Source organism: Fusibacter bizertensis (assembly GCF_029914245.1).
Taxonomy (GTDB): Bacteria; Bacillota; Clostridia; order Peptostreptococcales; family Acidaminobacteraceae; genus Fusibacter_C; species Fusibacter_C bizertensis.
In genome coordinates, this window is sequence record NZ_JARYZI010000002.1 from 208,480 (window position 1) to 233,868 (window position 25,389).

The 25,389-nt window shown below is 34.5% G+C and carries 23 protein-coding genes and 1 other annotated feature; of the genes, 8 read left to right on the forward strand and 15 right to left on the reverse strand.

Annotated features, from left to right (window positions below):
* Window position 1 precedes the first annotated feature (1 nt).
* Entirely contained in the window at window positions 2-853 is an 852-nt protein-coding gene (locus tag QE109_RS04310) for a MurR/RpiR family transcriptional regulator (RefSeq protein WP_281093169.1), read from the reverse strand.
* A gap of 119 nt (window positions 854-972) precedes the next feature.
* Here QE109_RS04310 and murQ point away from each other — a divergent pair, with 119 nt between their 5' ends.
* Window positions 973-1,872, forward strand: coding sequence for an N-acetylmuramic acid 6-phosphate etherase (murQ, locus tag QE109_RS04315; protein WP_281093170.1), 900 nt, complete (start codon window positions 973-975; stop codon window positions 1,870-1,872).
* Between the two features lie 26 nt (window positions 1,873-1,898).
* On the forward strand, window positions 1,899-3,317 hold the full coding sequence (locus QE109_RS04320) for a PTS transporter subunit EIIC (protein ID WP_281093171.1): 1,419 nt from the start codon (window positions 1,899-1,901) through the stop codon (window positions 3,315-3,317).
* 145 nt (window positions 3,318-3,462) lie between these two features.
* Here QE109_RS04320 and QE109_RS04325 read toward each other — a convergent pair whose 3' ends face one another.
* On the reverse strand, window positions 3,463-4,398 hold the full coding sequence (locus QE109_RS04325) for a YncE family protein (protein ID WP_281093172.1): 936 nt from the start codon (window positions 4,396-4,398) through the stop codon (window positions 3,463-3,465).
* 137 nt (window positions 4,399-4,535) lie between these two features.
* Between QE109_RS04325 and QE109_RS04330 the strand changes: the two genes are divergently transcribed.
* Together QE109_RS04330 and QE109_RS04335 are read left to right on the forward strand one after the other, a co-directional pair.
* Window positions 4,536-5,081: an NfeD family protein gene (locus tag QE109_RS04330; protein ID WP_281093173.1), complete on the forward strand. Its 546-nt coding sequence runs from the start codon at window positions 4,536-4,538 to the stop codon at window positions 5,079-5,081.
* 15 nt (window positions 5,082-5,096) lie between these two features.
* Window positions 5,097-6,494 carry a flotillin family protein gene (locus QE109_RS04335; protein ID WP_281093174.1) on the forward strand — a complete coding sequence of 466 codons (1,398 nt, stop codon included), beginning with the start codon at window positions 5,097-5,099 and terminating at the stop codon, window positions 6,492-6,494.
* Window positions 6,495-6,595: 101 nt separating this feature from the next.
* Here the strand turns inward: QE109_RS04335 and QE109_RS04340 are convergent, their stop codons facing one another.
* The 4 genes from QE109_RS04340 to QE109_RS04355 form a co-directional block, all read right to left on the reverse strand.
* The gene (locus QE109_RS04340) at window positions 6,596-7,522 is read right to left on the reverse strand and encodes a DegV family protein (protein WP_281093175.1); all 927 of its coding nucleotides are present in this window, start codon (window positions 7,520-7,522) and stop codon (window positions 6,596-6,598) included.
* 100 nt (window positions 7,523-7,622) lie between these two features.
* The gene (locus QE109_RS04345) at window positions 7,623-9,167 is read right to left on the reverse strand and encodes a protein kinase domain-containing protein (RefSeq protein WP_281093176.1); all 1,545 of its coding nucleotides are present in this window, start codon (window positions 9,165-9,167) and stop codon (window positions 7,623-7,625) included.
* 206 nt (window positions 9,168-9,373) lie between these two features.
* A complete protein-coding gene (locus tag QE109_RS04350; protein ID WP_281093177.1) occupies window positions 9,374-9,757 on the reverse strand; it encodes a GIY-YIG nuclease family protein in 384 nt (127 codons plus the stop codon).
* Window positions 9,757-10,236: a DUF6530 family protein gene (locus QE109_RS04355; protein WP_281093179.1), complete on the reverse strand. Its 480-nt coding sequence runs from the start codon at window positions 10,234-10,236 to the stop codon at window positions 9,757-9,759. Before QE109_RS04355 ends, QE109_RS04350 begins: the two co-directional genes overlap by 1 nt.
* Before the next feature lie 243 nt (window positions 10,237-10,479).
* On the opposite strand from QE109_RS04355, the gene QE109_RS04360 reads away from it, so the two are divergent.
* On the forward strand, window positions 10,480-11,325 hold the full coding sequence (locus tag QE109_RS04360; protein ID WP_281093180.1) for a GNAT family N-acetyltransferase: 846 nt from the start codon (window positions 10,480-10,482) through the stop codon (window positions 11,323-11,325).
* A 10-nt stretch (window positions 11,326-11,335) separates the two neighbouring features.
* On the opposite strand, the gene QE109_RS04365 is transcribed toward QE109_RS04360, so the two are convergent.
* From QE109_RS04365 to QE109_RS04390, 6 genes are all read right to left on the reverse strand, one after another.
* A complete protein-coding gene (locus QE109_RS04365) occupies window positions 11,336-12,946 on the reverse strand; it encodes a M14 family zinc carboxypeptidase (RefSeq protein WP_281093181.1) in 1,611 nt (536 codons plus the stop codon).
* 161 nt (window positions 12,947-13,107) lie between these two features.
* Window positions 13,108-13,722 carry a biosynthetic peptidoglycan transglycosylase gene (locus tag QE109_RS04370; protein WP_281093182.1) on the reverse strand — a complete coding sequence of 205 codons (615 nt, stop codon included), beginning with the start codon at window positions 13,720-13,722 and terminating at the stop codon, window positions 13,108-13,110.
* Between the two features lie 52 nt (window positions 13,723-13,774).
* Entirely contained in the window at window positions 13,775-14,107 is a 333-nt protein-coding gene (locus tag QE109_RS04375; RefSeq protein ID WP_281093183.1) for a hypothetical protein, read from the reverse strand.
* Between the two features lie 159 nt (window positions 14,108-14,266).
* Entirely contained in the window at window positions 14,267-15,208 is a 942-nt protein-coding gene (locus tag QE109_RS04380; protein ID WP_281093184.1) for a PAS domain-containing protein, read from the reverse strand.
* A 112-nt stretch (window positions 15,209-15,320) separates the two neighbouring features.
* Complete coding sequence (locus QE109_RS04385; RefSeq protein WP_281093185.1) at window positions 15,321-15,833, reverse strand: tryptophan transporter; 513 nt, start codon at window positions 15,831-15,833, stop codon at window positions 15,321-15,323.
* 146 nt (window positions 15,834-15,979) lie between these two features.
* Window positions 15,980-16,217: a binding site (T-box leader), on the reverse strand.
* Window positions 16,218-16,303: 86 nt separating this feature from the next.
* Window positions 16,304-17,455 (reverse strand): J domain-containing protein, encoded by a 1,152-nt coding sequence (locus QE109_RS04390; RefSeq protein ID WP_281093186.1) that lies wholly within the window; start codon window positions 17,453-17,455, stop codon window positions 16,304-16,306.
* A gap of 188 nt (window positions 17,456-17,643) precedes the next feature.
* Between QE109_RS04390 and QE109_RS04395 the strand changes: the two genes are divergently transcribed.
* Window positions 17,644-19,782 carry a transporter substrate-binding domain-containing diguanylate cyclase gene (locus QE109_RS04395; RefSeq protein ID WP_281093187.1) on the forward strand — a complete coding sequence of 713 codons (2,139 nt, stop codon included), beginning with the start codon at window positions 17,644-17,646 and terminating at the stop codon, window positions 19,780-19,782.
* 66 nt (window positions 19,783-19,848) lie between these two features.
* Here QE109_RS04395 and QE109_RS04400 read toward each other — a convergent pair whose 3' ends face one another.
* Together QE109_RS04400 and QE109_RS04405 are read right to left on the reverse strand one after the other, a co-directional pair.
* Window positions 19,849-20,448, reverse strand: a complete 600-nt coding sequence (locus QE109_RS04400) for a nitroreductase family protein (protein ID WP_281093188.1) — start codon at window positions 20,446-20,448, stop codon at window positions 19,849-19,851.
* 166 nt (window positions 20,449-20,614) lie between these two features.
* Window positions 20,615-21,880 carry a glycerate kinase type-2 family protein gene (locus QE109_RS04405; RefSeq protein WP_281093189.1) on the reverse strand — a complete coding sequence of 422 codons (1,266 nt, stop codon included), beginning with the start codon at window positions 21,878-21,880 and terminating at the stop codon, window positions 20,615-20,617.
* A gap of 146 nt (window positions 21,881-22,026) precedes the next feature.
* Here QE109_RS04405 and QE109_RS04410 point away from each other — a divergent pair, with 146 nt between their 5' ends.
* A complete protein-coding gene (locus QE109_RS04410) occupies window positions 22,027-22,401 on the forward strand; it encodes a metallopeptidase family protein (RefSeq protein ID WP_281093190.1) in 375 nt (124 codons plus the stop codon).
* A 520-nt stretch (window positions 22,402-22,921) separates the two neighbouring features.
* Complete coding sequence (locus QE109_RS04415; RefSeq protein ID WP_281093191.1) at window positions 22,922-24,841, forward strand: HD domain-containing phosphohydrolase; 1,920 nt, start codon at window positions 22,922-22,924, stop codon at window positions 24,839-24,841.
* 61 nt (window positions 24,842-24,902) lie between these two features.
* Here the strand turns inward: QE109_RS04415 and QE109_RS04420 are convergent, their stop codons facing one another.
* Window positions 24,903-25,379 carry a flavodoxin domain-containing protein gene (locus tag QE109_RS04420; protein ID WP_281093192.1) on the reverse strand — a complete coding sequence of 159 codons (477 nt, stop codon included), beginning with the start codon at window positions 25,377-25,379 and terminating at the stop codon, window positions 24,903-24,905.
* Between the last annotated feature and the right edge of the window lie 10 nt (window positions 25,380-25,389).

Genomic DNA, 25,389 nt, shown 5'->3' on the forward strand with positions numbered 1-25,389 from the left:
GTTATCTCCCAGTTTTAAATGCTTTTACAATATCACTACTTTCTGCAATTCGCTGCATTGCATATTCAGTATTTTGTAAAACCATCATAATAAATAAACTATCCACAATAGTAAGTTGCGCAATCCTCGATGCAATTGCAGAAGACCTCACCGTATTTTCTTCTGCGATGGCATAGAGGTTGATATCAGAGATTTCAACTAAAGTGTTTTTAGAATAACGGGTCAGTGAGATCAGTTTTGCACCTTTTCGTCTTGCTTGTTCTGCAGCCACAATGATTTCCTTACTTTCACCAGAATATGATACTGCAAACACCACATCATCTGGCTTTAATGTCGCAATCGATGCAAGCTGTACATGACTGGAAAGATCAAAAATAACGTGCTTATCAATTTTAAGTAATTTATGGAAAAAATCCATAGCCACAAGTGCAGATGCTCCAATTCCAAGTAGTATGATTTTACTTGAACTTGATAGACAATCAGCAGCTTCTCTTAAAACGTCAGGATTATTTACATCCATAGTAGAATCGATAGCGTTTTTGCTGTTTTGAGCAATTTTAAGCATAATTGTCTCTGGGGAATCTTCTATACCAATCTGATCATGAATATATCTCCGCTGTGCTCTCTTAGTGGCAGCTTCATTCATGGCAATTCTAAACTCAGAATACCCTTTATAGCCAAGTTTTTGGCAAAATTTAACAATAGCTGATTGACTTACACCAGAAGCTGTTGCCAATTCAACTGATGTATATGTTTTTGCGAGTTCTATGTTATCTATTATATAATCAGATATTTGATTTTCACTTCCTGTCAATTCTGAACGCATGTTATCAATTCTTGTAAAACACGACATACAGTCACCTCCTATAGAGAATATTTTATCACAAACAAATGGAATATTATATTATATTTATTCTTGACACGCGGAATATTTTATTATATATTGGTGTCAAGAAAGACTTGGAGGCACGCATGAATTTAAAACAAATGAAAACGGAACAAAGAAATCCTTTAACTGAAAATATAGATGCACTAGATACTCTATCTATCCTGAAATTAATGAATCAAGAGGATTATAAAGTAATGAGTGCTATTGAAAGTCAGTTAGATGCTATCAGCCAGGCTGTGGATATTATTGCACCCGCATTGAAATCTGGCGCTAGGTTAATCTATATTGGCGCTGGGACTAGCGGTCGCTTAGGTGTGCTAGATGCATCAGAATGTCCACCTACTTTTGGAACCGATCCAAATCAAATAGTGGGATTAATTGCTGGTGGAGACTATGCACTTCGAAACGCAATTGAAGATGTTGAAGATAATTTTCTACAAGGTAAAACAGATTTGATTGACATTAAACTTGATAAATCTGATGTAGTGGTAGGAATCGCTGCCAGTGGAAGAACACCATATGTTCTAGGTGCAATTGAATACGCACGTGAAATAGGCTGTCACACGATCGGCGTGATGTGCAACGATATAGCACCTTTAAAAGATGCTGTTCACATCCCAATCACGGTGGTTGTCGGACCTGAGGTAGTGACAGGCTCTACTAGGTTAAAAGCAGGAACTGCTCAAAAATTAGTACTTAATATGCTAACTACTGTTTCTATGATCAAAAACGGAAAAGTTTTCAAGAACTTGATGGTTGATGTACAGGCAACAAATATTAAACTAATTGAAAGAAAAAAAATTATTGTTATGGATGCTACTGGTGCTGACAGAGAAACGGTTCAAGAAGTTTTAGAAAAGACAAATGGAAATGTTAAGTTATCCATAGTTATGTTACTCAGTGATGCGGCTTTAGAGACTGCTCAAAAAGCACTACAAGCATCACAAGGAAATGTGAGAGAAGCGCTTAAAGCTTTGATCTAATACAGCTTGTTCAAGGGGGAAAAATTATGAGCAACCAAGAATTGTTAAAGGAAATTATCACTCTACTTGGCACTGAAAGTAATATCGATTCCATTGCCAATTGCATGACAAGACTTAGGGTTAAAGTAAAAAATCCAGCTTTAATTCAAAAGGAAGCAATTCAGCAACTTGAAGGTGTAATGGGCGTTGTGGAAGATGACACCTTCCAAATAATCGTTGGACCTGGTAAAGCACAAAAGCTAATGGATCTATTTAAAGCAAGTTACAACATTCCAACCTCTACAGTAGATGAAGATTGGAAAGCAAACAAAGAAAAAGTACAAAGTAAAAACAAAAAAAGTTCGTTTAAACAAGGGCTAAGAACCATCGGTGAAATCTTCATTCCATTAATTCCCGCAATTATTGCTGCCGGTATTTTTAACGGCTTCGCTGGCTTAATCACAAACTTACAAAGTACTGGAAGCTTACCTGCTTCCGAAGTATGGAACATCACTAGATTGGTACTTTCACTTATGGGTGGCGCTTTCTTAAGCTACTTTACTATTTTTACTGGTGTTAGTGCTGCTAGAGTATTCGGTGCAACTGAAGCACTTGGTGGTATGGTGGGTGCCATGACGGTTATGGCACAAATCAATGATATCTCAGGTTTGATTGGTCTATACAATGCAGATTCGCCACTTAATTCCATCTTAAGAAGTGGTAAAGGTGGTGTAATCGGAGTTATCGTCGGCGTTTATATCCTTGCAAAAGTTGAAAAAGCTGTTCGTAAAAGAGTCCCAGATGTGCTCGATCTCATGTTAACACCTATGGTAACACTCTTTATTACAGCAGCACTTTTATTAGTAGTCATCATGCCTATCACAGGTATTCTTTCTGATTGGTTGGTTAATGGTTTAGAACTACTTGTTAACTCTACAAATCCTGTAGTTAGTATCATATCAGGCTATGTATTATCTGCACTATTTTTACCTATGGTTTTACTTGGACTCCATCATGGCTTGATACCAATCTATGCGGTCCAACTTGAAGCTATGGGCGGCGTATCATTGTTCCCAGTTCTTGCAATGGCTGGTGCTGGACAAGTTGGTGCCGCAATTGCTATCTATATGAAAGCAAAAAAAGTAAAAAATATGAGGTTGATGAAAGTTATCTCGGGTGCATTACCAGCTGGTTTCTTAGGCATCGGAGAACCGCTAATTTACGGTGTTACATTACCTTTGGGTAAACCTTTTATTACAGCAGGTTTAGGTGCAGGTTTCGGCGGTGCATATGTGATGCTTCAAAAGGTTATGTCTACAGCTTGGGGACCATCTGGATTGACTGCTATTCCTTTGATGCAACCAAACTCTATGCTTAACTACTTCGTAGGGTTAGTGGTTGCCTATATCTTCGGATTCATAATTACTGCGATGTTTATTAAAGATTCTGAAGTTGCTAACGTCTAATCTTAAGACGTGGTTTTAATTTTTAAGATTAATTGTCTACTATTTATGTCACATAAATATAGAATCTTCTGAAATTCTCTCCTGGTTCAGAAGCGCGCAAAAAAGGAAGGCCCAAACCTTCCTTTTTTATTTTTTGTTTATTTAGTTATAAAACTGTTAATAGTGCTATACCATCAGGATGAATGCCCACGTCAATCCGACCTACTTCTTTGAGAAGCGCCATATCGATAATTGATAAATCATTTGTTTTATTGTTAGCGACATAAGCCTTTAAGCCATTATTACTAAATACAGTACCACCTGGCCATTTTCCAACAGGGATTCTTTTTATCTCCCACGGTCTAGTAAAACCTGCAATTTCTTGTGCTGTAAGTATTACTGTTAAGTCATCAGATTCTCTGTTTGGAATCAAAGCATATTTTCCATCTGGAGAAAATACAATCCTAATCGGACAAGAACCGATTTTTCTTTTCCATAAAATTTCATGTTGAGTTGTATCCATTATAAATAAATTGTTTTCATGTTGGTTGGCTACATATAGCCATTTGCCTTCAGGATGTACAGCTACTCCTTCTGGTCCCTTACCTACAGGTATCACACCTGTAATGGATTGAGTATCTGCTGATAAGATCGAGATGTTATCACTGCCTATATTGGGGACATATATTGTTTTTTCATCGGGTGTAAGCGCAACCATATGCGAGTGTACTTCACCAGTATCGATACAATTAACAATTTGATCTGTAGCAGTATCAATAAAAAAAACTTTTGAACTATACGTAGATGCCACATACAGCACTCCCTCTTTGTTTATCCCAAGACCATGTGGAAAGTCAAAATCCTTATCCACAATCCTGTTGATGATCTCAAAGTTTGAGTTATCAATTACATCTATTGTATTCCCAAGTGAACACGTTACATATGTTTTTTTTCCGTCTGGTGTCACAACGACTTCATGTGGGTTGTGATCAGAAGAAATTGTCTTGATCACTTTTGACATATTAAGAGAAACTAAAGAGATACTATCTTCATCTTTATTTAGAACTATGAGATATTCACCTGCTTCTATCTTATTTAACATCATATCCTCCTTTACTTCGGTACTCGAATCAATTTAATTATATCATAAAAGAAAGTCTACTTTTATTGAATTTTAATGTGTATTTAAGAAAACTTAACGAATTATATGGTATTCTAAAACTGCAGGAGGTGAAATGCATGGATAAATTTTTTCTTTACGTTGCTGTACCTGCTTCACTTATACTAATCGTTCAATCAATCATGACTTTACTTGGCTTATCCGGAGAAATCGATGTTGATTTCGATGGTGATGGTGATGTAGACATGATCGGAGAAACCGGACTAACACTCTTTTCAATTAGAAATATTGTGGCTTTTTTCACTTTTTTCGGTTGGAGTGGTTTATGGCTATTAAGTCAAGGAACAAGTCCAGTAGTAACTGCCATTATTTCTTTTATAATTGGTGTTACGTTTATGGCGATCTCCATGGGGTTGTTCTTTTTAGTAAGTAAGATGCAGAGGAATGGCACAATCAATTATCAAAATGCCATTGGAAACACTGGTGAAGTCTACATACCTATCCCATCTCATCGCCAAAGCTATGGCAAGATTATGATTGTCATTCAAGGAACTTTGAGTGAGGTAGAAGCCATTACCGATGAAGATGAACCTATAAAAACAGGGACTCAAGTCAGTGTAATCGGTGTAGTTGGCCAGTCAAAGTTACTTGTCAAAAAAAATTAGTATATGGAGGAAGACATGTCTTTTGAGAACTCATCAGGTTTAATTTTCGTTTCACTTGCAGTATTGTTTGTTTTCGTTATCATTGTTGCATTGCTCTCAAGGTATAAAAAGTGTCCATCTGACAAGATTCTTGTCAAATATGGTATGGTTGGATCAAACGACCAAGGTATCAAAAGTGCAAAATGTATACACGGTGGTGCAACCCTTGTATGGCCAGTATTTCAAGCCTATGAGTATTTAGATTTAACACCTATATCTATTGAAGTTAATCTTCAAAATGCACTTTCTAAACAAAATATTCGTATCGATGTACCTTCTAGATTTACAGTTGGAATTAGCACAGAAGCTGAAGTTATGCAAAACGCTGCTGAAAGACTTCTAGGCTTAAAATTAGTTGAGATTCAAGAATTAGCAAAAGATATCATTTTTGGTCAATTAAGATTGGTTGTTGCAACTATGGATATAGAGGAAATCAATACTGACCGTGATAAATTCCTAGAAGAAGTTACTCGAAATGTTGAATCCGAACTTAAAAAAATCGGTCTAAGACTTATCAACGTAAACATCACAGACATCAGTGATGAATCTGGTTATATTGACGCACTTGGTAAAGAAGCTGCATCTAAAGCAGTCAACGATGCTAAAATCTCTGTTGCTCAAAAAACAAGAGATGGTTCAATCGGAGAATCACAGGCCGTTATGGACCAAAGGGTTAAAGTAGCTGAGGCGAATGCAACTGCCGTTGATGGTGAAAACCAATCGCGGATCAAGATTGCTGAATCTGATGCTGAAAGACGTGAAATGGAAGCGATTGCAACTAAAAGAGCTGTAGCAGCAGAAAAAATTCAACAAGCAAAGGCACTTGAAGAATCATATATAGCTGAAAAAGCTGCTGAGATTGCCCGTGCTGAACTGGAAAAAGCAACTAGAGAAGCCGATCAACTTGTTCAAGCACACATTGATAAACAAATGGCAGAGATCTCTGCTGAAGCAGATGCTGAGCGTATTAGAAGACAAGCACGCGGTGAAGCGGATGCGATCTACTTGAAACTAGAAGCTGAAGCTAGAGGTATCAACGAGATGTTAATGAAACAAGCAGAAGGTTTTAAAGCAATTGTCGAAGCGACAGGGAGCTCTAATGCTGCAATGCAACTAATGATTGTTGATAAATTACCTGAACTTATTTCTACGCAAGTTGAAGCGATTAAAAACATCAAGATTGATAAAGTTACAGTTTGGGATAACCTTGGTGGTGAAGATGGTAAAACAAATACTGCAAAATTCCTTTCAGGTATGATGCAATCTGTTCCACCACTTAACGAGCTATTTAATCTTGCTGGCTTAGATATGCCTAACTATTTAGGAAAAGAAAAAATTATCGACCCGCCAGTTGAGACGATTACTAAAGAATAACACAAGATATAATAAAAGCGAATCCAAGTTCTTAAAGTACACCTAAGAACAGATGGATTCGCTTTTCTAGTTTTCTGTTATATTACAAGTTATATTACAAGTTATTTTTCAAAGTTATCTTTAATTTTATGAATATTGTTAATCAACAACCCATCTTTGATGTGAGGTTTCTCCAAGAAATAAAATGAGAGACCACCCAATCCAACATGTGTACCAACTGCTACACCCATCTGCATCACTAAAATTTCACCTTTAAAGTCTGTTTCATTTTCAATAAGATGTACTAAGTTTTCAGCATATAATTTATCAGAAGTATAGCCAACAATTACAAAATCAGTTTCCGTCAAATCTACTCTAGCTTTAAAAGCATTAATATAATGCTTAAGAACAGCCTTTCGACCACGTTCTTTACTGACTATTGCTCCTTCACCCTGTTTCATCGTCATAATTGGTTTTACTTTCATGATTTTGCCAATCAAAGCACTACCATAACGTAATCTTCCACTTCTAACAAGGTTATCAAGATCATCTACTGATAGAAAATGTTTCACATTGCGTTTGTATTTTTCATTATATGCTACGACTTCATCAAATGACGCACCTTTTTCAATCAGACGTGCGCTTTTGATGATCAACCAACCACTTCCATGACTCATAGAAGTACTATCAACAACATGAATTTTATACGATTCACCTTTGTGCTCTTCTGTAAAATATTCTTTAGCAATCATCGCAGACTGATACGAACCACTCGTTTTACTTGACATACAAATACAAAGAATTTCTTTGCAACCACTTGTATAAGCTTGTTCAAAAAGTTCAATAAAAACCGCTGGCGATGGCATTGCAGTCGTTGGATGCGTTTTATATTCAGCGATTTTAGCGAAAAACATATCTGCAGTGATATCGATACGATCACGATATGTTTTTCCATCTATGTTGATACTTAATGGGGCAATGCCGACTTTATATTTGTCAATAATCTCCTGACTTAAGTCACAAGTAGAATCAGCAATTAATTTGATCATTTTAACCTCCTGATGGGATTGATGTATCTATTTTAACACAAACTTCACTCACTAAACAAATGTATCATTCTATGTTTGATAATATTGTTATAAGAATACCTTATGAACTCGTTAAAAGAGAAATTATTTCCTTGATGTTTTGATAACGTTGTTCCGGTGCGAACTTCATACACTTTTGTATCATTGTTGTTAACTGATTCAGATCAAAATTATCTTTTTCAGTCAAATCCCATTTAATTCGTTCAGCTTCTTTAATATCTGGCATTCTCCCTGTAAGAAGGAAAAAGGCAGTAGCACCTATGCCATAAACATCTGAAAGTGGCGAAGATTGGCTAAATCCATATTGTTCAGGTGACGCATAACCTTTTGTTCCAATGATAAAAGTATCTGAAGTTTTATCCTCATTTACCGTTCTGACTGATTCTATATCAATTAAAGTCACCTCTTGGTCAGCTCCCAGTATAATGTTACTTGGCTTTACATCCCTGTATATAATCGGTTCAATTTGTGAATGCATATAGTCAAGGACTCGTGCCACACATAAAATTATATGTTTTACTTCATGAGCAGAAAAAGGTCCATTTTGTTCTACAATTGTCTGAGCATCTGTTCCATTGACGAAAGGTTTAATGACATAATAATAGTTCTCTCCCTCTCCCCAATCGAGAACTGGTGATAAATGGTCATAAGTCAAACTCGTTAAATTTGTAAAATCGTATTTTATGCCTTGTGATTTCTCAATTGCTTTTAAAGTTAACTTTTCTTTAGAGTCCATATTTTTCAGTAGGTAAATCTGGCTATTCCTACCATTGTAAAGCATTTTCTCAAGATAATTATTTTCGAAACTGTTATTTCTAAAAGTTGCATTTGAGATATCGAACTCTACACTGTGTAAAAATTGTGACGACTTTTCAAGCTCTGGTTTTATAGATGATAATCTCGATTTATATTGGTTGATTTCATAAATACTTTTATAGTACTTATCAACAAAATATATTGAAATAAGTGCACCACCAATTAACAAAATATAGAACAAGAAAACTACTATTGGATTAGCAGTATATTGAAATACATCGTTTGTTATCAGCGTGACAAATAGAATCATCATAGCCATCATAGTTACAAAAACAATTGTCATTGTAATCTGATACTTTTTAAGGTAAACTCTATCAGATAATAAACGCTTGATGGGTTTAGCTAAAAACGGACACCCTAAAGCGACCAATATCACAATTGCAATCATACTTATAAAGTTAAATGCAATAGAAGATTGAGATAGTCTGAAACTATTGGTGAAGATTGGCATCACAAGTGTCGTAGAAACTACTTCAGCTATAAGAAATACACCCAATATAGAAAATGCAAACCAGAGAGATTGATTGAGGTTAAAGTTAAACCACTTGTGTCCTGCTATAAAAAGTATAACCACCATATAAACAATTCTCACCGCAGGATAAACTAGTACTATTGGCACTAATAGAAGTGTTATCATGAGTATAATCTTAAACAAATCCCAAAACTGTTTTTTATTTTGATTTGGCAATATTTGCGGGATAATCACTGGGATTACGATGAAAATCGAGAGCATCTGTATAATTTGTATCCATAACGCATCGGTCATTATAAAACCCTTAAACCTTTCCATATATTTGACTTCTCAGTTGCTTGATTCTTTCTATTCCCTTTTTGCATATATACCTCCGTATCCCCTATAGTAATATTACCATTTCGTACGTTTTATAAACCAATTGATAGGTAATAGTAAAAAAAAAGACTAAATTCAATGTCTGTATACATCAAATCTAGCCTTAGGCTGCAACTCTTAGCGCATTAATTGTTAAATCTTTGATCTTACTTGCTTTTATCACGCCTTTCATATTTTCTAATCCCATCTGCTTTAAATCGATCTTCCCACATCAGTTTCAAAATCTCAAGTTCCTCACTATAATCTGCATTTGGGTCATCTTTTGTATACTCAAGTTCTTCTAGTTCTTTGATGACAAAAGCATCCTCTCCATACAAACGCCAGTCATTTTGCAATTCTCTAATAGGATAAAAATTAGAATTCAACTTCATTTTTGTACTATTGATAATTGCTTTAAAATTCTTCGCTATTTGAACATGAACTCTCGGATCATTTGCGATCGGCTCTTTTTTCATGATACAAAAAACACCCATGGGATGTTGTGTGTTTTTATAGGCTTCAATCATTTTCTTTTTTTCACTTTTTTCCATCAGTAACCCATCTCCTTTAGTATACTTGACAAAGTTCTCAATCTCTCTGATATAAGTTCATCGTCATTACTCATTGCTTGAGCAAATAATTTTAAATCTTCATCAATCTTGTCATTTTCTACAGCAATTGCAACTGTCATGGCATCACCTTGTACACCTACACGATCAATCACTGGCTTTTGAGGATCATAAAGTTTTTCATATCTATACGCTTCCATAAAATGTTGTTTGCTTCTACTGATCAATATCGCCAAATCTAGCACTCTATGCATAGGCATCTCTTCCGATTGACGTGACCATTTTTCGCCTGTGTATCTCCAAATCTTAGCTGAAATATCAACTTTTCCTCGATCATTCCATTGTGCTAATCCAAGTGATAAACCCTTTGCTTCAGAATTATAAGCATTTCTACCATCTATTTGATCATAATTTTCGACCACTACTACTGGTTTATGTTTTAACTGCATTGGAATATTCATTACAACCTCCTGTACTTCAATTTATAGGTTAAGATCCAAAACTCTGTTAATTTGTTAGTTTTTAGATGCGGTAATCAGTAATTTAGTAAATTAGTAATTTACTAAATTACTGATTTAAACGTATCATGTTTAATTACTTTTGTCAAATTCAATAAAAGTGGATACAAGGATTTTCTTGTACCTAAAGTAGAGAAAGTGATATGATGATGCTAATAACTATTTAAAGTTTCAAGGGGGGGAAAAATGGTAACTACCAATACACTTTCAGTAGATTTGTCAGATCAGCTTCAGCACTTACTAGATGAATGTAAATTGTATGATCAAGCAACGCCTTGCGTTCAGCTCGATATAAAAATCAATCTATTTAAAGAAATGCCTTGTTATCTAATAGAACTAGAAAATGACAAACCTATAGCGATTTGTAGTATTATGGCGATCAATACATTTGAAGGTGAAATCGCCATCGCTGTATTACCGCAAAAAAGAAACCAAGGACTTGCGAAAACTCTAAAAAATAGAGCTAAGCAAATCCTTAGCGAATATGGTTATAAACAAATGCTATATGTTAACAATGAAAATTCTGCATCAGGTAAACAATTTATTGAACAACTACAGATTCCATTCCATCATACCGAGTATACACTAGAATATGATCAAGCCCATCAAGCGACTAGAGCTTCTCGTTTATTGGTTACTCGCGCTAACGAAAGAGATGCATACAAAGTTACAAACATTAGTGTAGATGCTTTTGGTGATGAATATGAGATCGCCTATCCCTTTATAGAGGCGTGCTTCCAAAATCCCACACGCACAATCTACCTTGGTCAGCTAAGTTACGAGCCAATCTGTACACTCATAGTTGGCTTTGAAAACAACACCTATTTTATCAATGGCCTTGCAGTTTTAAAATCACATCAAGGTAAAGGTTATGGAAAAGAATTTTTACAAGAAGTAATCTATAACCTCTCCCAAAACTCACATGATATTATCATTGATGTTGATAATACTAACTTAACTGCATATCAGCTCTATAAAAAAACTGGATTTAAAGAAAAAAGTGTCACAGGGTACTATGTGGAAAAGTTTTAATGCACATATGTCATTGATCCAAATCCACATAAATCACTTTACCTAAATCTTGAATATTGATTTCTTCAACAGATTGATTCATTAGTGCCGCTGCAAATTCTAGCGGCACCATGACTCTACCTTCTAGAACAAAAAAGACGCTTTCTTCATTAATAAGCTTTCCTTCCTCATCTGTAAGTCGCATCTCTTTAAGATCTAGTTTATAGGCCTTTGAATCATGTGTAGCAATAGCTGAATTTGTTGTTGCATCATAACTAATATCAAAACCCATCTGAACAAAAGCCTCTCTAAAAGAAACAAACACTTTCAAAGCCTCAGACTGAACTGCATCTTCAAAATAGTAGTCATTTCCTAATTCTAACTTTATCTTTTTACTCAGCGTAAGGCTTGGCTTGCCTTTGTATTCATGTACAGCGCCATTAAGTTCTTTTGCGATTGCCTTTGCATAAACATCACTAATCACATCGCGTACATATCTGTTATCTACATAAACTTTATAATCATAGTAGCCATCCGATTTAATTTTATGCAACATCGCCAGCGGCACTTCCCATAGTCTATGTGCATAGTATTCATGAGAATAAAAGGATAAGGGCGTTGGAAATACAAAGGAACTAGTTGTCTCTAAGGTAATCGCTGGTTTAGTGGTATTATTCGCAAAATAATCCGTTGAAAACCCATATTCCATATATTTATCTGGTACCATCAGTGCATAACCGGTTACGGCACTAATCTTCTCTGCATAATCTTTATTTAATTTATAATACGGTGCTCCTAGATGATCTATCCAGTAATATAGTACCTGTCCCATACTATGGTATGTCAAATACGCTCTGAAATCATATCTAAGCATATAAGTCATTAGTGTTTGGGTCTCAATTTCTGAAGCCGATTCAACCCCCTTATAATAGTCCTCTCCAGGTTGATCAGTATCTCTATATAAACCGGATTCCCCCCATAAATCTACCCATTTTGAAGCTTCAACATCAAAATAAACATCTTCAAAATTGCGATTTAAATCGACACCACTTAAATTGGCTTTTAACCTATTTGGTTTTAAATCCGGTATAAGAGAAGTGAAGTTATTTGCTACTTCCAAGTTTGAAATGCTCTCAGTTCCAAATTTCGCAACATCAAAACCGTCTGGATTAATGATTGGCAAAAAATGAATAACACTCGTATGAAGAAGCTCCCTTACGTTTTGATCAGGTAAATAGGAATCGTTGTAATAGTCTTTAATGTAATCTTCAACCATTTTTAGTACTATTACTGGATTATATGTTTCTCTTGCATGCACGCCACCATCTATTAATATATGTGTCTTATCAACATAATCATAATCGTTATATCTAAAAATATTATAAGTCATACGAATCGCATAGATCGGATTGCCATCTTGTGACTCACCAATTACTTCAAGTTCTAACAAAAAAGCATAGCGTTTTACTAATTGTTGAGCCATTTGATACAAAGTATCAGAATCTGCATTATATCCTTTTTCAAAAGTTATAACGTCCTCGGAAGCAAAAGATATACCATTAGATGAGCTAGTTAAGATTATAACTAAGACAATGGCTACGGCGAGACTTGGGAACCCTATTTTATAAAGTAATTTTGGCATTTTACCCCCTTTTTTATATTTATAACTCTATTTATTACTGATACCCTGAAAGATGCTCTAAGAATCTTCGGACAGTGAATCTATAGATTTCGTCACAACAAGTTGGAACATTCTTAAAAAAGCGATGCTTATTTTGAGCATCGCTTAGGAAATTTATGTTATTATTTCATGGCATTAGGATTATAATTATTGGGGCTTTTCAGTGTTATCACAAGGGCTGCAGCTTCTTCATCAGTCATATCAAAAGGTTCTTTTCCAAAATAGTGTAATGTTGCCTCTTCGATGCCATAGGTTCCTTCACCGAAATATGCAATATTACAATATAGTTCCAAAATCTCCTCTTTTGTATATACTTTTTCAAGCTGAAACGCAACAAAGAGTTCTGCTACTTTGCGTTCGTATCGCTTCTCAAATGTAAAATACATATTTTTTGCAAGTTGCTGTGTTATGCTGCTACCGCCTTCTAGTTTTGCACCTGCTAGAAAATTTTTGATAAAGGCTCTAGCGGTTGATGTGATATTGATGCCAAAATGATCATAAAATTTTCGATCTTCAGATTCAACTACTTGTACTAAAAAATTACTTGAAATTTCATCAAAATTCACATAACTTCCATCATTCTTTATTTCAGCTACTTTCGAAGCAATAGAAACTTCTTCTACTGCAGCTTTATACATTTGATAACCCGTAAAAACAATTGGCACAGTGAAAACAATTGCAATCATCAATACAATTAAAAGGAGTCTTCTTGTAATTTTCCAAAAATTCATCTTCATGGTGTACCCCACTATAGTCAAACAAAAACCCGTCACTTGGACGGGTTAATAATCAAATGTCATCATGCTCTATTACAAGTACTTGTTCACCAAGTTCGATGTCAATTTGTTCAAGTGCTTTTACAATAGGCTCATTTGAATTAAAAGGAATTTCCAAAAGTACGATTTTATAGCCTTCTGCTAGGTATTTTAATATGTTATTTTGATACCATTCTAGATAAATGCAAACTCTTGAATCTTGATCAAATTGTCGTCCATAAGTACAGTAAGAAACTAAATCATCTGTTTCATCAATAGTTCTAATACTAAATTCATTGATCTTTTTTTCAACTTCTTCTGTAACATCTTTGTATGCAACTGCCAATATAGTATATTTGTAGTTCATAGAACCCTCCATGTGAAACTTTTATAATCTCATTCTATCATTAGGCGAAGATAGAATCAAGCGAATCCCATCGTTGTTAACGCTTTGTAATCAGAAAGAAACTACAATATCTATCCCTATATTATACCTTCATCGTCTATATTATATTAGGCATCCATTTCAAAGCCTTTTTTTTAAAATTTCACTAAGCAAAACGCCACTTATGTCACTTAAGAGTTTCGTTTCAAATTCTGCATTGGTACGGTTGATCTTTACTGAATCAAAACCGATACACCCATAACATTCCCCATTTTTGATAAGTGGGATTGAAACTGTACTCATCACACCAAAAGGTTCAAGTGAGTTCCGGATAGAATCATCAAAAGGGAGCCTACCGAGATCTTCTATATAGATTCGCTCACCATCGCGGTGAACATCTATCCAAGTCTTAAAAGTAGACATGTTCTTATCTTGAAACCCAACCTTCTTACTTTGAATATCCTCTGCACACCACTCATATGGATTAGTTATAAGACCATTTACAAAGTCATAATAAATTACAAATGCACGATCTGCATAAACCTTCTCACCTAACAATGCTAACACTTGGCAAATCCTTTGATCAAGACTCAAATCGCTTTCTTCTAAAAGCGCCCCATAGGCTTTATAGACCAAATTTAGATAATCAGTATTTTGCTCTAATTGTCTCATGAGATTCGTATGTTCCAGTGTAAACATATTTCGTTCGGATACATCTTCTATTATACCAACTATCATTTTGGTTGCTTCTGAATTAGTCAATACACAGGTGAATTTACCTTCAGTATGAAGAGGAATGTCATTTTTATCTTTAAAAACTATTTCTAAAGTATCATTTTCTCCTGGTGCCATACTTGAAAAGACATCTTGACAAAGCCACTTAGAATATGGACTCACATATTGCCAAAGTTTTAGTTCATCCTGTAGTTCATCCTTTTTAAAATCCAACTTAAGCATGCTTTTAAAGGCTTGGTTTGAATACATGATTTTTCCATACTCATCCGCGATAATTACCATTGAAGTTGTATGATGAACGAAATTCATCATACAATCTTCGATTATCTCATTTGATATTTTTAACATTTAGCACCTCAATTTCATATAACTATTTTTAATGCATCAGTAGATTTTCTTTATTCTAGTTATAGTATATCTAATTTTCTGATACAGTACTATATGAAATTCCGGTTAGACACTAATCTAAAACGGGTTTACGTGTTCCAAGTGCCATGACTGCAGTTTTATAGACAATAACAGTGATAACCGTATTAGCGATTGCCGTTGGCACAACAATTGAAGTAACTAAAATTCCAAGTGGTGCAGGCAAGCCCACAATAAGAAGTGCTGATGTTAAAAATATCATCCCACTTGACACTGTTCCTACAAAACCTATAATGCCTGATTTTACTGAATCACTTTTTACATTCATCAAGACTTTTACAAGTGCTAATACTATAAATGCAGTCACTACTTTATCAATCATGTTAGGCAACTGTCCCCCTGGAAAAGTAGTAGTCATCGCTGTTAATATACCACTTAGAAGACCTGCAAGTAATGTGTTCTTAATAGACGGATTAATCATAATCGCTATAAACATAAATGTTAACAATAAATCAAATTTCATTCCGAAAAATCCAGGGACAATCGCATGTAGTACAAACCCCATTGCTAACAATACCGATGTTAATATCATATTCTTAATTTTCATAATGTTTTTCTCCTCTAATTTTTTTAATAGTTTTGTTTGTTCCAACTTTTTATTCGTTACTGTCCAATTAAGCGTAGTTCATACCATGAGATCACCTCCTTTAATTCATCAAAATTTTGCATATAAAAAACCGCTTACTCCTATGTTAAAGGAGCAAACGGTTAAGTTCGCGGTACCATCCTTCTTGAAGCAAAACTGCTTCATCTCAGCTAGGGATACTATCATATCCTGCCTCTATAACGTGAGGACACGGCAACGGCTACTAAAACTTTCGCCGCGCATCTCATAGGTCCATTCATTTAATGTTGATATATCTTCTCCCACCTCTGAAGACTCTCTGTGATATCATCCAAAAAAACTACTCATCCTAATCAAAGACTTTATTAAACTTTTTTAATTATTCTTAATTATACAGACTTTTCAAAATACTTCAAGTTTTATTTTGTTACGTTTTGTTAACACCTGCTCGGTTACTGGTATGAAATAGATGCATAATAACTGTCTAAATCAAATCCATGTGTTGTAACTGAAGCGATTGAACGATTAAACACTTGACTTTCAGCAAGTGAAGTTTCTAAAGAATTGCTACTTAATGATTCTAACCATTTATGAAAATCATCCACTTTTAGCCCATAATTGTTATTCAACACAATAATTGCACGCTTAACTAGATCGATAAGCAGTGATTCGTTGTCTTTAGGATGGATTGTCTTTATGGCATCATCCACTGCCTTTGGTGCACGATTTAACTTGGAACTAAACTCATGCAGATAGAAAAAAATACCATAATTATGAAGTTTTCCAGTGTTTACATCTATAAACCACAGATCTTTATCAAACGCCGTTGATGTATATCCCATGTATTTAAGTGCTGTTAAGTCATAAAAAATACCTTCGCAAATTTTTCTTGAACCAAGTGGTTTTAGGTAACCAAGAACTGATTCTAAAATCACTATTGGTTCGATTCCCTTTTCTTTTTTAAAGACGATATAGCCATGGGTATTTGTTTCAAAACTATCAATAATTTGAGGAATCTCTACTTTAAAAAAACCTTCTCCACCAACTTTTAATAAATCAATAGAGTCCATAAAGATCTTCCTTTTTAACTTGGTGATTTCAAGCATTACATACTCTTCAGATACATACATAAATCCAAGTTCAATCATCACGCGTTTTAAATATTTGAATCTAACACATTTTCCATTTACACTCATTAGCTCTATACTTCGTTTTTTCTTACTTCGTTTGACATTTTCTTCAGAATTGTAGTTTATATTTTCATCTTGAGCATTTGCTGAGTGTTTCGCTGCGTTTTTAGTTGAAGATGAATGGGTAGTTGATGTGTTATTATAACTTGTACTAGACTCTTTTTTATGATTTCTATAAATAAGACGTTCTTTCTCATAAAACTTATTTTGCTCAATTAAAATCTGCCCTTCATTGTAAAGCGCATTAATTTTACTCATAATAAACAAAGCTTCCTTGAGATTTGAAACATCTGGATGCCACATTTTTGCAAGTGCACGATATTCTCTTTTTATGCCTTTAACAGTAAAAAGTTCAGATGGCATATCACAGTTCATTATATAATCTTTATTGTTGAATTTATCTTTTTTTGTCATCATTTCTCCACATCATTTCAAGTTATGTACTGATTATACAACTCACAACATAAAGTTTCAACCATACTGTCATTACTATAACTGAGACTAAAGTACGAAATATTTCGGACCAAATGATGTTAATACTATGTAATAGTCTCTCTAATATGCTAAAATAAAAGGAATACAAAACTTAGGAATGGTACCTCATGAAAAATAATAAAAATTCAATGATCAATACTTTACTAGTCCTATTTGTAATACTTCTCATGCAGAGCATGGTTTTTAGTTTTCCCGTTTTTTCGACTACATTATCACCTGATATAGCGGATAAACTAGATGCTGATGAAATTACTTGGCTAAAGCAACATCAAAATGAAGCTATCTACGTAGGATTTGACCCAGCAGGAGGTATGGAGTATTTTACAGATACTGATGGCACACAAGGTTATCTCAACGATATCCTTAGCTTACTTTCAGAAAAGCTGAACCTCAACTTTGTAACAAGACCCGATCTAAATTGGGGGGAAGCTGTAGACGCTTTGTCATCTGGAGATATTCAACTTCTTTTTGGTGCCAATCCAACGCCAGAACGTTTGAAGACAATGGATTTCACCAATGAAATCTACAGCGTACCTTATACGATTCTTAGTGTTCAAAATGGAGATGTCAAAAACATAGGCGATATCAACGGAAAACACATTGGTTTCATAGAAGGTGATGTCGTTAGTGAACTCTTTGCAAAAGCATATAGCAATTTACATTTTGATACTGTGTTTTATCCCAATCAAGAAGCAGCACTTGAAGCATTAGCGTCTCGTAGCATAGACGCATTTATCACTTCTGGTGGCGATGTAGTCTATGATTATTTGTTTAGATATCCCCAGATCCAAATTGTAGCCAACTTAGATGATATCCGCTCGCTTATGACATTTGCTTCATTAAAAGAAAATCAGCAATTGATAGAAATTCTGACAAAATCTTTTGAATGTTGTACATTAGATTTTGAACTCTCCATAAAAAAAGCACGAACACTATATGTAAGAAAAATTTTGCACTTAACTGATATTGAAATCAATTGGCTAAAAGAAAATCCATCTATTAACGTTGGCGTACCAAACGACTATCTTCCTATAGACTACTTTACTGAAGGGAAATATAGTGGTATTGCTGGTCATTATCTCAACAGTTTTGCCGAATTAATTGGACTCGAAATAATAGCACAACCTAATTCTTTTGATGTCGCTTATAATAAGATGCTCGCTGGAGAACTTGATCTACTTAACATGGCTAAAACTGAGGAGCGCCTAAGCCTTTTTACGTTTACTGATGCTTTTAGCAATGAACGAGACGTCATCTACGGACTTAAAGAAAACACTTATGTTCATGATATTTACGGGCTCGAAGGGAAAAAAGTTGCAGTGATAGAGGGATTCTGGCATATTGATCACCTAAAATATAATTTGCAATCCCCCAATCTTTTGATTGTTAAAGATATTCAGGAAGCAATTAAAGCAGTTGTAACGCATCGTGCAGATTATTTCATTGAAACACCAGCCGTTGCTGATTATTATATCTCAGGCTTAGGATACAATGACATTATCAAAAAAGGAGAAACTTCATCTGATTCTTTTTTATATTTTGGTATGATCAACTCTGATGCGCCACTCGCTTCTATTTTTAATAAAGCAAAAGTATTGCTCAACTATGAGAATTCCAAATACCTTGGCATCCAAGAAGTGCCTGAAATTGACAACGTTGCAAATAAGCGATTGATTTTTATGCTATCTGGTGCCGGAGTTTTACTCGTGGCACTCATCTTGATATTACTAAAATTTCAACGTGATCTCTTCTTAACAAAAGAAAGAGAACGCTTAATCTATATTGACCCATTAACAGGCATTTATAACAGAAGTTATTTTAACTCTATTGAAAAACAGATTGATCACTTAGGCTATCCACAGTTGCTATTTGTTCTTGATATAAATAATCTTAAAATCATCAATGATAAGTTTGGTCATCTTACCGGAGATTTATTAATTGATAATGTCTCAAAAATATTGATCCAAGTTGCTTCTAAGTACAAAGGAACTGCTATTCGAATGGGTGGAGATGAATTTGTTTTATTGTTTACAGGTATCTCAGATCTAAGCACTAGTCAGGTTTTGGCTCATCTTGAAACTGAATTCAGTACTACCTCTCTAAGTGATCAAGAACATACTTTCCTAAATGCATTAGAAGTTGCAATTGGTGTAGCAACTAGGAGTTCTAATCACACTTCATTTGAAGCCTTATTTAGGGAAGCTGACAAAAATATGTATATCAATAAAACTAAAATGAAATCATAAAAAACAACCGGTTAAACTGATTACAGTTATACCGGTTGTTTTTTTACTTAAGGCAATAAACCTTTATTACTTATAAATTTTTACTCTATCTTCAAGAGGTGCAAATTCTTTTTCTCCAACTGGCGCTAGAGGTTTTCCGAAAGGCATTTGAGCAATTAACTTCCAATTGTTTGGAATTTTCCAAGTTTCCTTGACACTGCTTTGGATGATTTCGTTATAATGCTGAAGTGAAGCACCTAGACCCTCACCTTCTAAAGCCGTCCAGATTGCAAATTGTAGCATACCGCTTGATTGTTCTGACCACACAGGAAAATTGTCTTTGTATAGTGGAAACTGTTGTTGTAAACCTTCAACTATTGCTTGATCTTCAAAATACAATATAGTACCATAACCTGCTTTGAAAGAATCCATCTTTTCACTTGTAGGTGCAAAGGCTTCAGCAGGGACAACTTTTCTTAAAGATTCTCTAGTTAGCTCCCAAAGTTTGTCATGCTCTCCATCTAAAAGAACGACAGCTCTTGCTGTTTGTGAATTAAATGCTGAGGGTACAAACTTCACCGCATGCTCTACGATTTCTTTTATAGTCTCATCAGTTACATCTACATTTTTTCCAATTGCATAATAAGATCTTCTCTCTTCAATTGCTTGATCAAATGATTTTTTCATAATAAAATTCTCCTTTAAAAATAAGTATTTTTATCTTTAATTAGTGATATGTGGTTAAAAAAAAGAATAACAATTGTTTGTCTAATATCACTAAGTTATATCTTGAATTAAATATATCACTAACTAGTAATTTCGTCAACCGTATTCTAAATTTGTTCATTTATTGTTAACTTTTCAACTTATTTTCTATCAATACAAGAATCAGATCATTTACATTTGTACCCGTCGGACCCGTTATCAATAAATCCTCACTTTGTGCTAATGCATGATACGCATCAAAAGTTTGTAGCGCATTATCGATATTATACCCTATTGTTTCAAGTCTTTTTAAGGTACTACTGTCTATCACTGCACCGGCCGCATCGGTAGGACCATCAGTTCCATCTGATCCTGCAGCTAAGATGACCATTTGCTCATCGCTATGTAACAAACTTGCAATCTTTAATGCAAAATGTTGACATCGACCTCCTAATCCATCACCGGTTACTTTAACAACCATTTCACCACCATAAATAAAACATTGTTTATAGTCTTCTTGTTTATGTCGTTCAATCCATTTTCGTGTCTCTTCCAATATGGCTAAAGCACATAACTCTACATCATCTGAAATATGTGTCGATATAACTTCTGTGTTATAACCTAAATTAATAGCACTTTGCCTAGCTACTTCACATAATTTTTCCACATTTCCAACAAGTATTGTCTCAATTTCTTCAACTGATTTTGGGGTTTCTTTTTTCAAAGCTTCTATAATATGTGGTGGGAAATCTAGATCGTATTTTTCTATAATATTGATAGCATCCTTAACTGTTGTTTCATCACTATAGATTGGCCCAGAAGCGATAGTATCAAGCCTATTTCCAAGTACATCGGAAAGGATCAATGAGACGATCTTAGCAGGCTGACAAAGCTGAGCAAATCTACCTGCTTTCACAGAAGACAATCTTTTTCGAATGGTGTTAATTTCAGTTATGTCTGCCCCCGCTTTTAAGAGTAGATCTGATGTAAACACAATGTCCTTAAGTGTTATGCCTTCAAGGGGATATTCAAACAAGGCAGATCCCCCTCCTGAAATCAACATAAGTACAGTATCTCTTTGTGTCAAACATTCCACCATAGAAATAGCATGTTTTGTAGCTTCTAAAGTGTTTTCATCGCTAAGGGGATGTCCCGCTTCATAAATTGTTATGCCTTTTAAATTCCCTTGCCCATGTCCATACTTTGTAATTACTACCCCTTGTTTCACTTCTTTACCCAAAATATCTACAGCAGCCCTCGCCATACGCCAAGCTGCTTTTCCTATAGCAATTAGCGTTATCGCTTCAAGTCTTTCACTCTTTTGAAGGGCTTCTTTAACAGCCTTTTCAGGCTTTACAGCCTCAATTGATTCATTAAAAATTTTATAAGCATCTGCTCTTAACTTATTACTCATTAACGCCCCCAAAAACTTAAAAGTATTTACAATTATGTAAAGATTTATTGTCTCTAGCATGCTATGCTAATATATATGTATTATACTTCATATCTATATGAAGTGTTAGAACTATTACCTAGTATTCGCAATAATTGGAGGCTATTATGTATGAATTTCCCTCATTAGATGAGATTGAAGTCGCATTAAGTGAAATAATTGATGATATTCCAAAGGCTTTTTTTGATGAGCTCAACGGTGGCATCGTACTGCTTGATAACTTTAAGATGCACCCAGAAAGCAAACCCGGTAAACCACTCTACATTATGGGGGAATATGTTATTGATCGATTAGGTCGTCAAATCAAGATTTACTATGGCTCATTTAAGAAGGTTCACTATGGACTTACTTTAGAAAAACTACGCACCTTGTTAAAAAAGACTTTAATTCATGAATTTGTGCACCATCTAGAAGGCAGGGCTGGTTTAAAAGGACTTGAAGTAGAAGATGCAAATTACCTAAAGCAGTATCTAGAAAATTAAAAGGGCCATTTCCACTATTTAATGTGAGAAAAAGCCCTTTTCTTTATGAACAACCTATTACTAATTACCTGATGGTTTTGCATACTGCCTCTACATCCTTTTGCGATGTTATAATCGATGGATGAGATAATGTTGTAGCTGATAAAACAAAAAATGATAAGAAACTCATTGCTTTTTTCATATTTGAATCCTCCTTTATAATATTATTAGCTATGCCTATACAAGATTAATCTGTGGTTGTTCAAAACAGATTATACGAACTGTTTTTTGGCACGTTTCTTGCTTATCACTTATTATACCAAATATATAGACTTTGTGAAGCAACTTAGGGTAAGAATTGTGTTAAGATTTGATAACCAGTAAATGAATGATTGTTGCCTCTATCTATTACATTCACTTGCATGTATAGATTTATAAACATTTTGCTCATAATTCTATTGTAAATTTTTTATTTTATTATTAATTTAGATTGTGATAAGATAATTTTAAAACAACAACCTATTTAGGAGGTCGATTTGACATGTCAAACGGCAAACCCATCTTTGCAAAAATTAAATTAAGATTTTTAATCTATATGACGATCATTGGGCTTGGTTTGTTTTTTATAGTTAGTATTTCGTTTTTTTCTGGAAATACTCTAAAAAATAACTCTCAAATGATTACAGTTTTAGCAAAACAACGTATGCTCACACAAGCATTCTCTAAAAACGCCAGCAGAATCCATCTACTAAATGATGCACTGCTCTCACAAGAATCGATTCAATCTAATGAAATTTTAGAGTCAAAATTAAGAGTTACTATAGAACAATTGATTACGGATGCTTCTACATATCAATCTGTGTATACAGATCTATCGAATGGATTTGTTGTAACGCCTGCAGATGAAACCATACGCGTTTCTAAAAACGCTTTAAGTCAAATAGAGCAAGAAATCAATTTCCTTAATAAACAATGGATGCCTTTTTCTGATGCAATCAACGTTATTGTTTCTGAAGACGAAAACTCGATTGCCTTTAAAGAAGCATTAATTTATATTAATGAGAATAACTTGTCGCTCCTTGACGCTTCAGAGGCAATCTTGTCATCTTTTGAAACCAACATGCAAAAGCAATATGAGGTCTATCAATTTATCATTCTCATGTTGATATTTTTGATCGTCTCCGTAGCAGCACTTTTGATGTATCAAATGTACGATGACATGTTCAAAGCGCTTAACATATTCTATGCAGGTTTTGAAAAGTTAGGTTTAAGTCGAAATTATAAAAACAACTCTGACAATATCAATGTATCTTTTTCTGACGAAGTAAAATTGATGATTAATGGATTCACAGATACACTTGAATTAACTGAAAAAATCAATGCCAGTCAATCTTTTATAGAAACTCTAAACTATATTTTTAAGTCTTTTAAATCCATTTTACCTTACACTTACATCGGAATAGCCTTGCTAACAGATCAAAACCCACAAACAGTTATTGCTACCTATGGAATTACAGAAGACCAACATAAAGGGCTAGCAGAATCATTAGTTGGTTATGAGGTAAATGTTTCTGACACAAGTCTAGGACAGATCATGCATCTTAAAGAACCTAGAATTATTAACGATATGAACGCATATTTTGTACACCGACCAATTAATCCATATAGTCAAATGGTGATGGATTATGGCATCAAATCATCGGTAACACTTCCGCTTGAGGCAAATGGTGTACCACTAGGTTTTATCTTCTTTTCAAGTGATCAGCCCAATGTTTATGAACATCAACACATTGAGTATTTGAAGATCTTAAGTACCTCTATCGCGCTCTCATTTCAAAAGAACATCTTTATGGATGAATTGGTTTATTCTAGTGTTCTTGCGCTAGCGAAGCTAAGTGAGGCGAGAGATGAAGATACTGGTGATCATCTAGTACGTATGAGTCACTACGTAGAACTTATTGCAAATGAATTAAAGAAGGAACCACAGTACAAGGATATTATCACACGTGAATATGTTGAAAGTTTAGTTAAGTTCAGTCCTATGCATGACATTGGAAAAGTAGGCATACCTGATGGTATCTTATTAAAACCTGGCAAACTAACTGCAGCAGAATTTGAAATAATGAAAACACACACCATTTATGGTGCTAATGTACTGGTTGAAGCTGAGAAAAATATCAACAAAAAAGGAAGAAGCTTATTCGCCACAGGAATCGAAATCGCACTTAATCACCATGAGAAATTTGATGGCTCAGGATATCCAAATGGTATAAAAGGTGAAGAAATACCTTTAAGTGCTCGAATTGTTGCAGTGGCAGATGTATTTGATGCGTTACTCTCGAAGCGCCCTTATAAAGAGCCTTTTACAATGGCAGAGACGTTAAAAATTATCAAAGAAGGCAGAGGAAAACATTTTGATCCCGTTATAGTAGATGCTTTTTTAGCACTCTACGATCTATAGAAATTTCTATCATAAAAAAAGAAAGCTGAGTAAGTGCTTATATAAGCACTTACTCAGCTTTTTATGATATTGAGCTTGAAAATTCAGCGATTTCACCCTCTAAAAGACCTAATTTTGGTTGATCTTTAGCAAGAATTTTTTTCATCATCCATTTATAAAGTGGATTCAATCTATCCAAGTGAATATCTCCACCTAATTGTTTTATTTGACTCGCGTGAGCAAACAAACTACTAGATATTTGTTTCTGAAATAAATCTACACCTTCTTGACCAAGAGCAAGCCCACATATAAAGAAATAAAGTTTTTTCTCCATTAACTCGTTATGATGAAGTTCTAAATACTTTTTTATAGGCCCAGTAATTTGCCCCATATATAGAGGTGTACCGATAATCACTGTTTCATATTGGCTAAGATCTTGTTTCTTACTTTTTTTAACATCCATGATATCAACTTCGTGCAAGCCTAAATTAGCCCTTATTTTATTAGCACAAAGTTCTGTTGTACCTGTTTTACTACCATACAAAATTAAAGTTTTCATGGTCTACCCC

What these genes read in the sequence shown, in the direction of transcription:
- QE109_RS04410 (WP_281093190.1), top strand. Translation starts at nt 22,027, where the DNA reads ATGTATGAATTTCCCTCATTAGATGAGATTGAAGTCGCATTAAGTGAA.
- QE109_RS04390 (WP_281093186.1), bottom strand. Translation starts at nt 17,455, where the DNA reads ATGACAAAAAAAGATAAATTCAACAATAAAGATTATATAATGAACTGT.
- QE109_RS04405 (WP_281093189.1), bottom strand. Translation starts at nt 21,880, where the DNA reads ATGAGTAATAAGTTAAGAGCAGATGCTTATAAAATTTTTAATGAATCA.
- QE109_RS04335 (WP_281093174.1), top strand. Translation starts at nt 5,097, where the DNA reads ATGTCTTTTGAGAACTCATCAGGTTTAATTTTCGTTTCACTTGCAGTA.
- QE109_RS04400 (WP_281093188.1), bottom strand. Translation starts at nt 20,448, where the DNA reads ATGAAAAAATCATTTGATCAAGCAATTGAAGAGAGAAGATCTTATTAT.
- QE109_RS04380 (WP_281093184.1), bottom strand. Translation starts at nt 15,208, where the DNA reads ATGTTAAAAATATCAAATGAGATAATCGAAGATTGTATGATGAATTTC.
- QE109_RS04395 (WP_281093187.1), top strand. Translation starts at nt 17,644, where the DNA reads ATGAAAAATAATAAAAATTCAATGATCAATACTTTACTAGTCCTATTT.
- QE109_RS04360 (WP_281093180.1), top strand. Translation starts at nt 10,480, where the DNA reads ATGGTAACTACCAATACACTTTCAGTAGATTTGTCAGATCAGCTTCAG.
- QE109_RS04420 (WP_281093192.1), bottom strand. Translation starts at nt 25,379, where the DNA reads ATGAAAACTTTAATTTTGTATGGTAGTAAAACAGGTACAACAGAACTT.
- QE109_RS04320 (WP_281093171.1), top strand. Translation starts at nt 1,899, where the DNA reads ATGAGCAACCAAGAATTGTTAAAGGAAATTATCACTCTACTTGGCACT.
- QE109_RS04330 (WP_281093173.1), top strand. Translation starts at nt 4,536, where the DNA reads ATGGATAAATTTTTTCTTTACGTTGCTGTACCTGCTTCACTTATACTA.
- murQ (WP_281093170.1), top strand. Translation starts at nt 973, where the DNA reads ATGAATTTAAAACAAATGAAAACGGAACAAAGAAATCCTTTAACTGAA.
- QE109_RS04325 (WP_281093172.1), bottom strand. Translation starts at nt 4,398, where the DNA reads ATGTTAAATAAGATAGAAGCAGGTGAATATCTCATAGTTCTAAATAAA.
- QE109_RS04370 (WP_281093182.1), bottom strand. Translation starts at nt 13,722, where the DNA reads ATGAAGATGAATTTTTGGAAAATTACAAGAAGACTCCTTTTAATTGTA.
- QE109_RS04385 (WP_281093185.1), bottom strand. Translation starts at nt 15,833, where the DNA reads ATGAAAATTAAGAATATGATATTAACATCGGTATTGTTAGCAATGGGG.
- QE109_RS04365 (WP_281093181.1), bottom strand. Translation starts at nt 12,946, where the DNA reads ATGCCAAAATTACTTTATAAAATAGGGTTCCCAAGTCTCGCCGTAGCC.
- QE109_RS04375 (WP_281093183.1), bottom strand. Translation starts at nt 14,107, where the DNA reads ATGAACTACAAATATACTATATTGGCAGTTGCATACAAAGATGTTACA.
- QE109_RS04355 (WP_281093179.1), bottom strand. Translation starts at nt 10,236, where the DNA reads ATGAATATTCCAATGCAGTTAAAACATAAACCAGTAGTAGTGGTCGAA.
- QE109_RS04350 (WP_281093177.1), bottom strand. Translation starts at nt 9,757, where the DNA reads ATGGAAAAAAGTGAAAAAAAGAAAATGATTGAAGCCTATAAAAACACA.
- QE109_RS04345 (WP_281093176.1), bottom strand. Translation starts at nt 9,167, where the DNA reads ATGGAAAGGTTTAAGGGTTTTATAATGACCGATGCGTTATGGATACAA.
- QE109_RS04310 (WP_281093169.1), bottom strand. Translation starts at nt 853, where the DNA reads ATGTCGTGTTTTACAAGAATTGATAACATGCGTTCAGAATTGACAGGA.
- QE109_RS04340 (WP_281093175.1), bottom strand. Translation starts at nt 7,522, where the DNA reads ATGATCAAATTAATTGCTGATTCTACTTGTGACTTAAGTCAGGAGATT.
- QE109_RS04415 (WP_281093191.1), top strand. Translation starts at nt 22,922, where the DNA reads ATGTCAAACGGCAAACCCATCTTTGCAAAAATTAAATTAAGATTTTTA.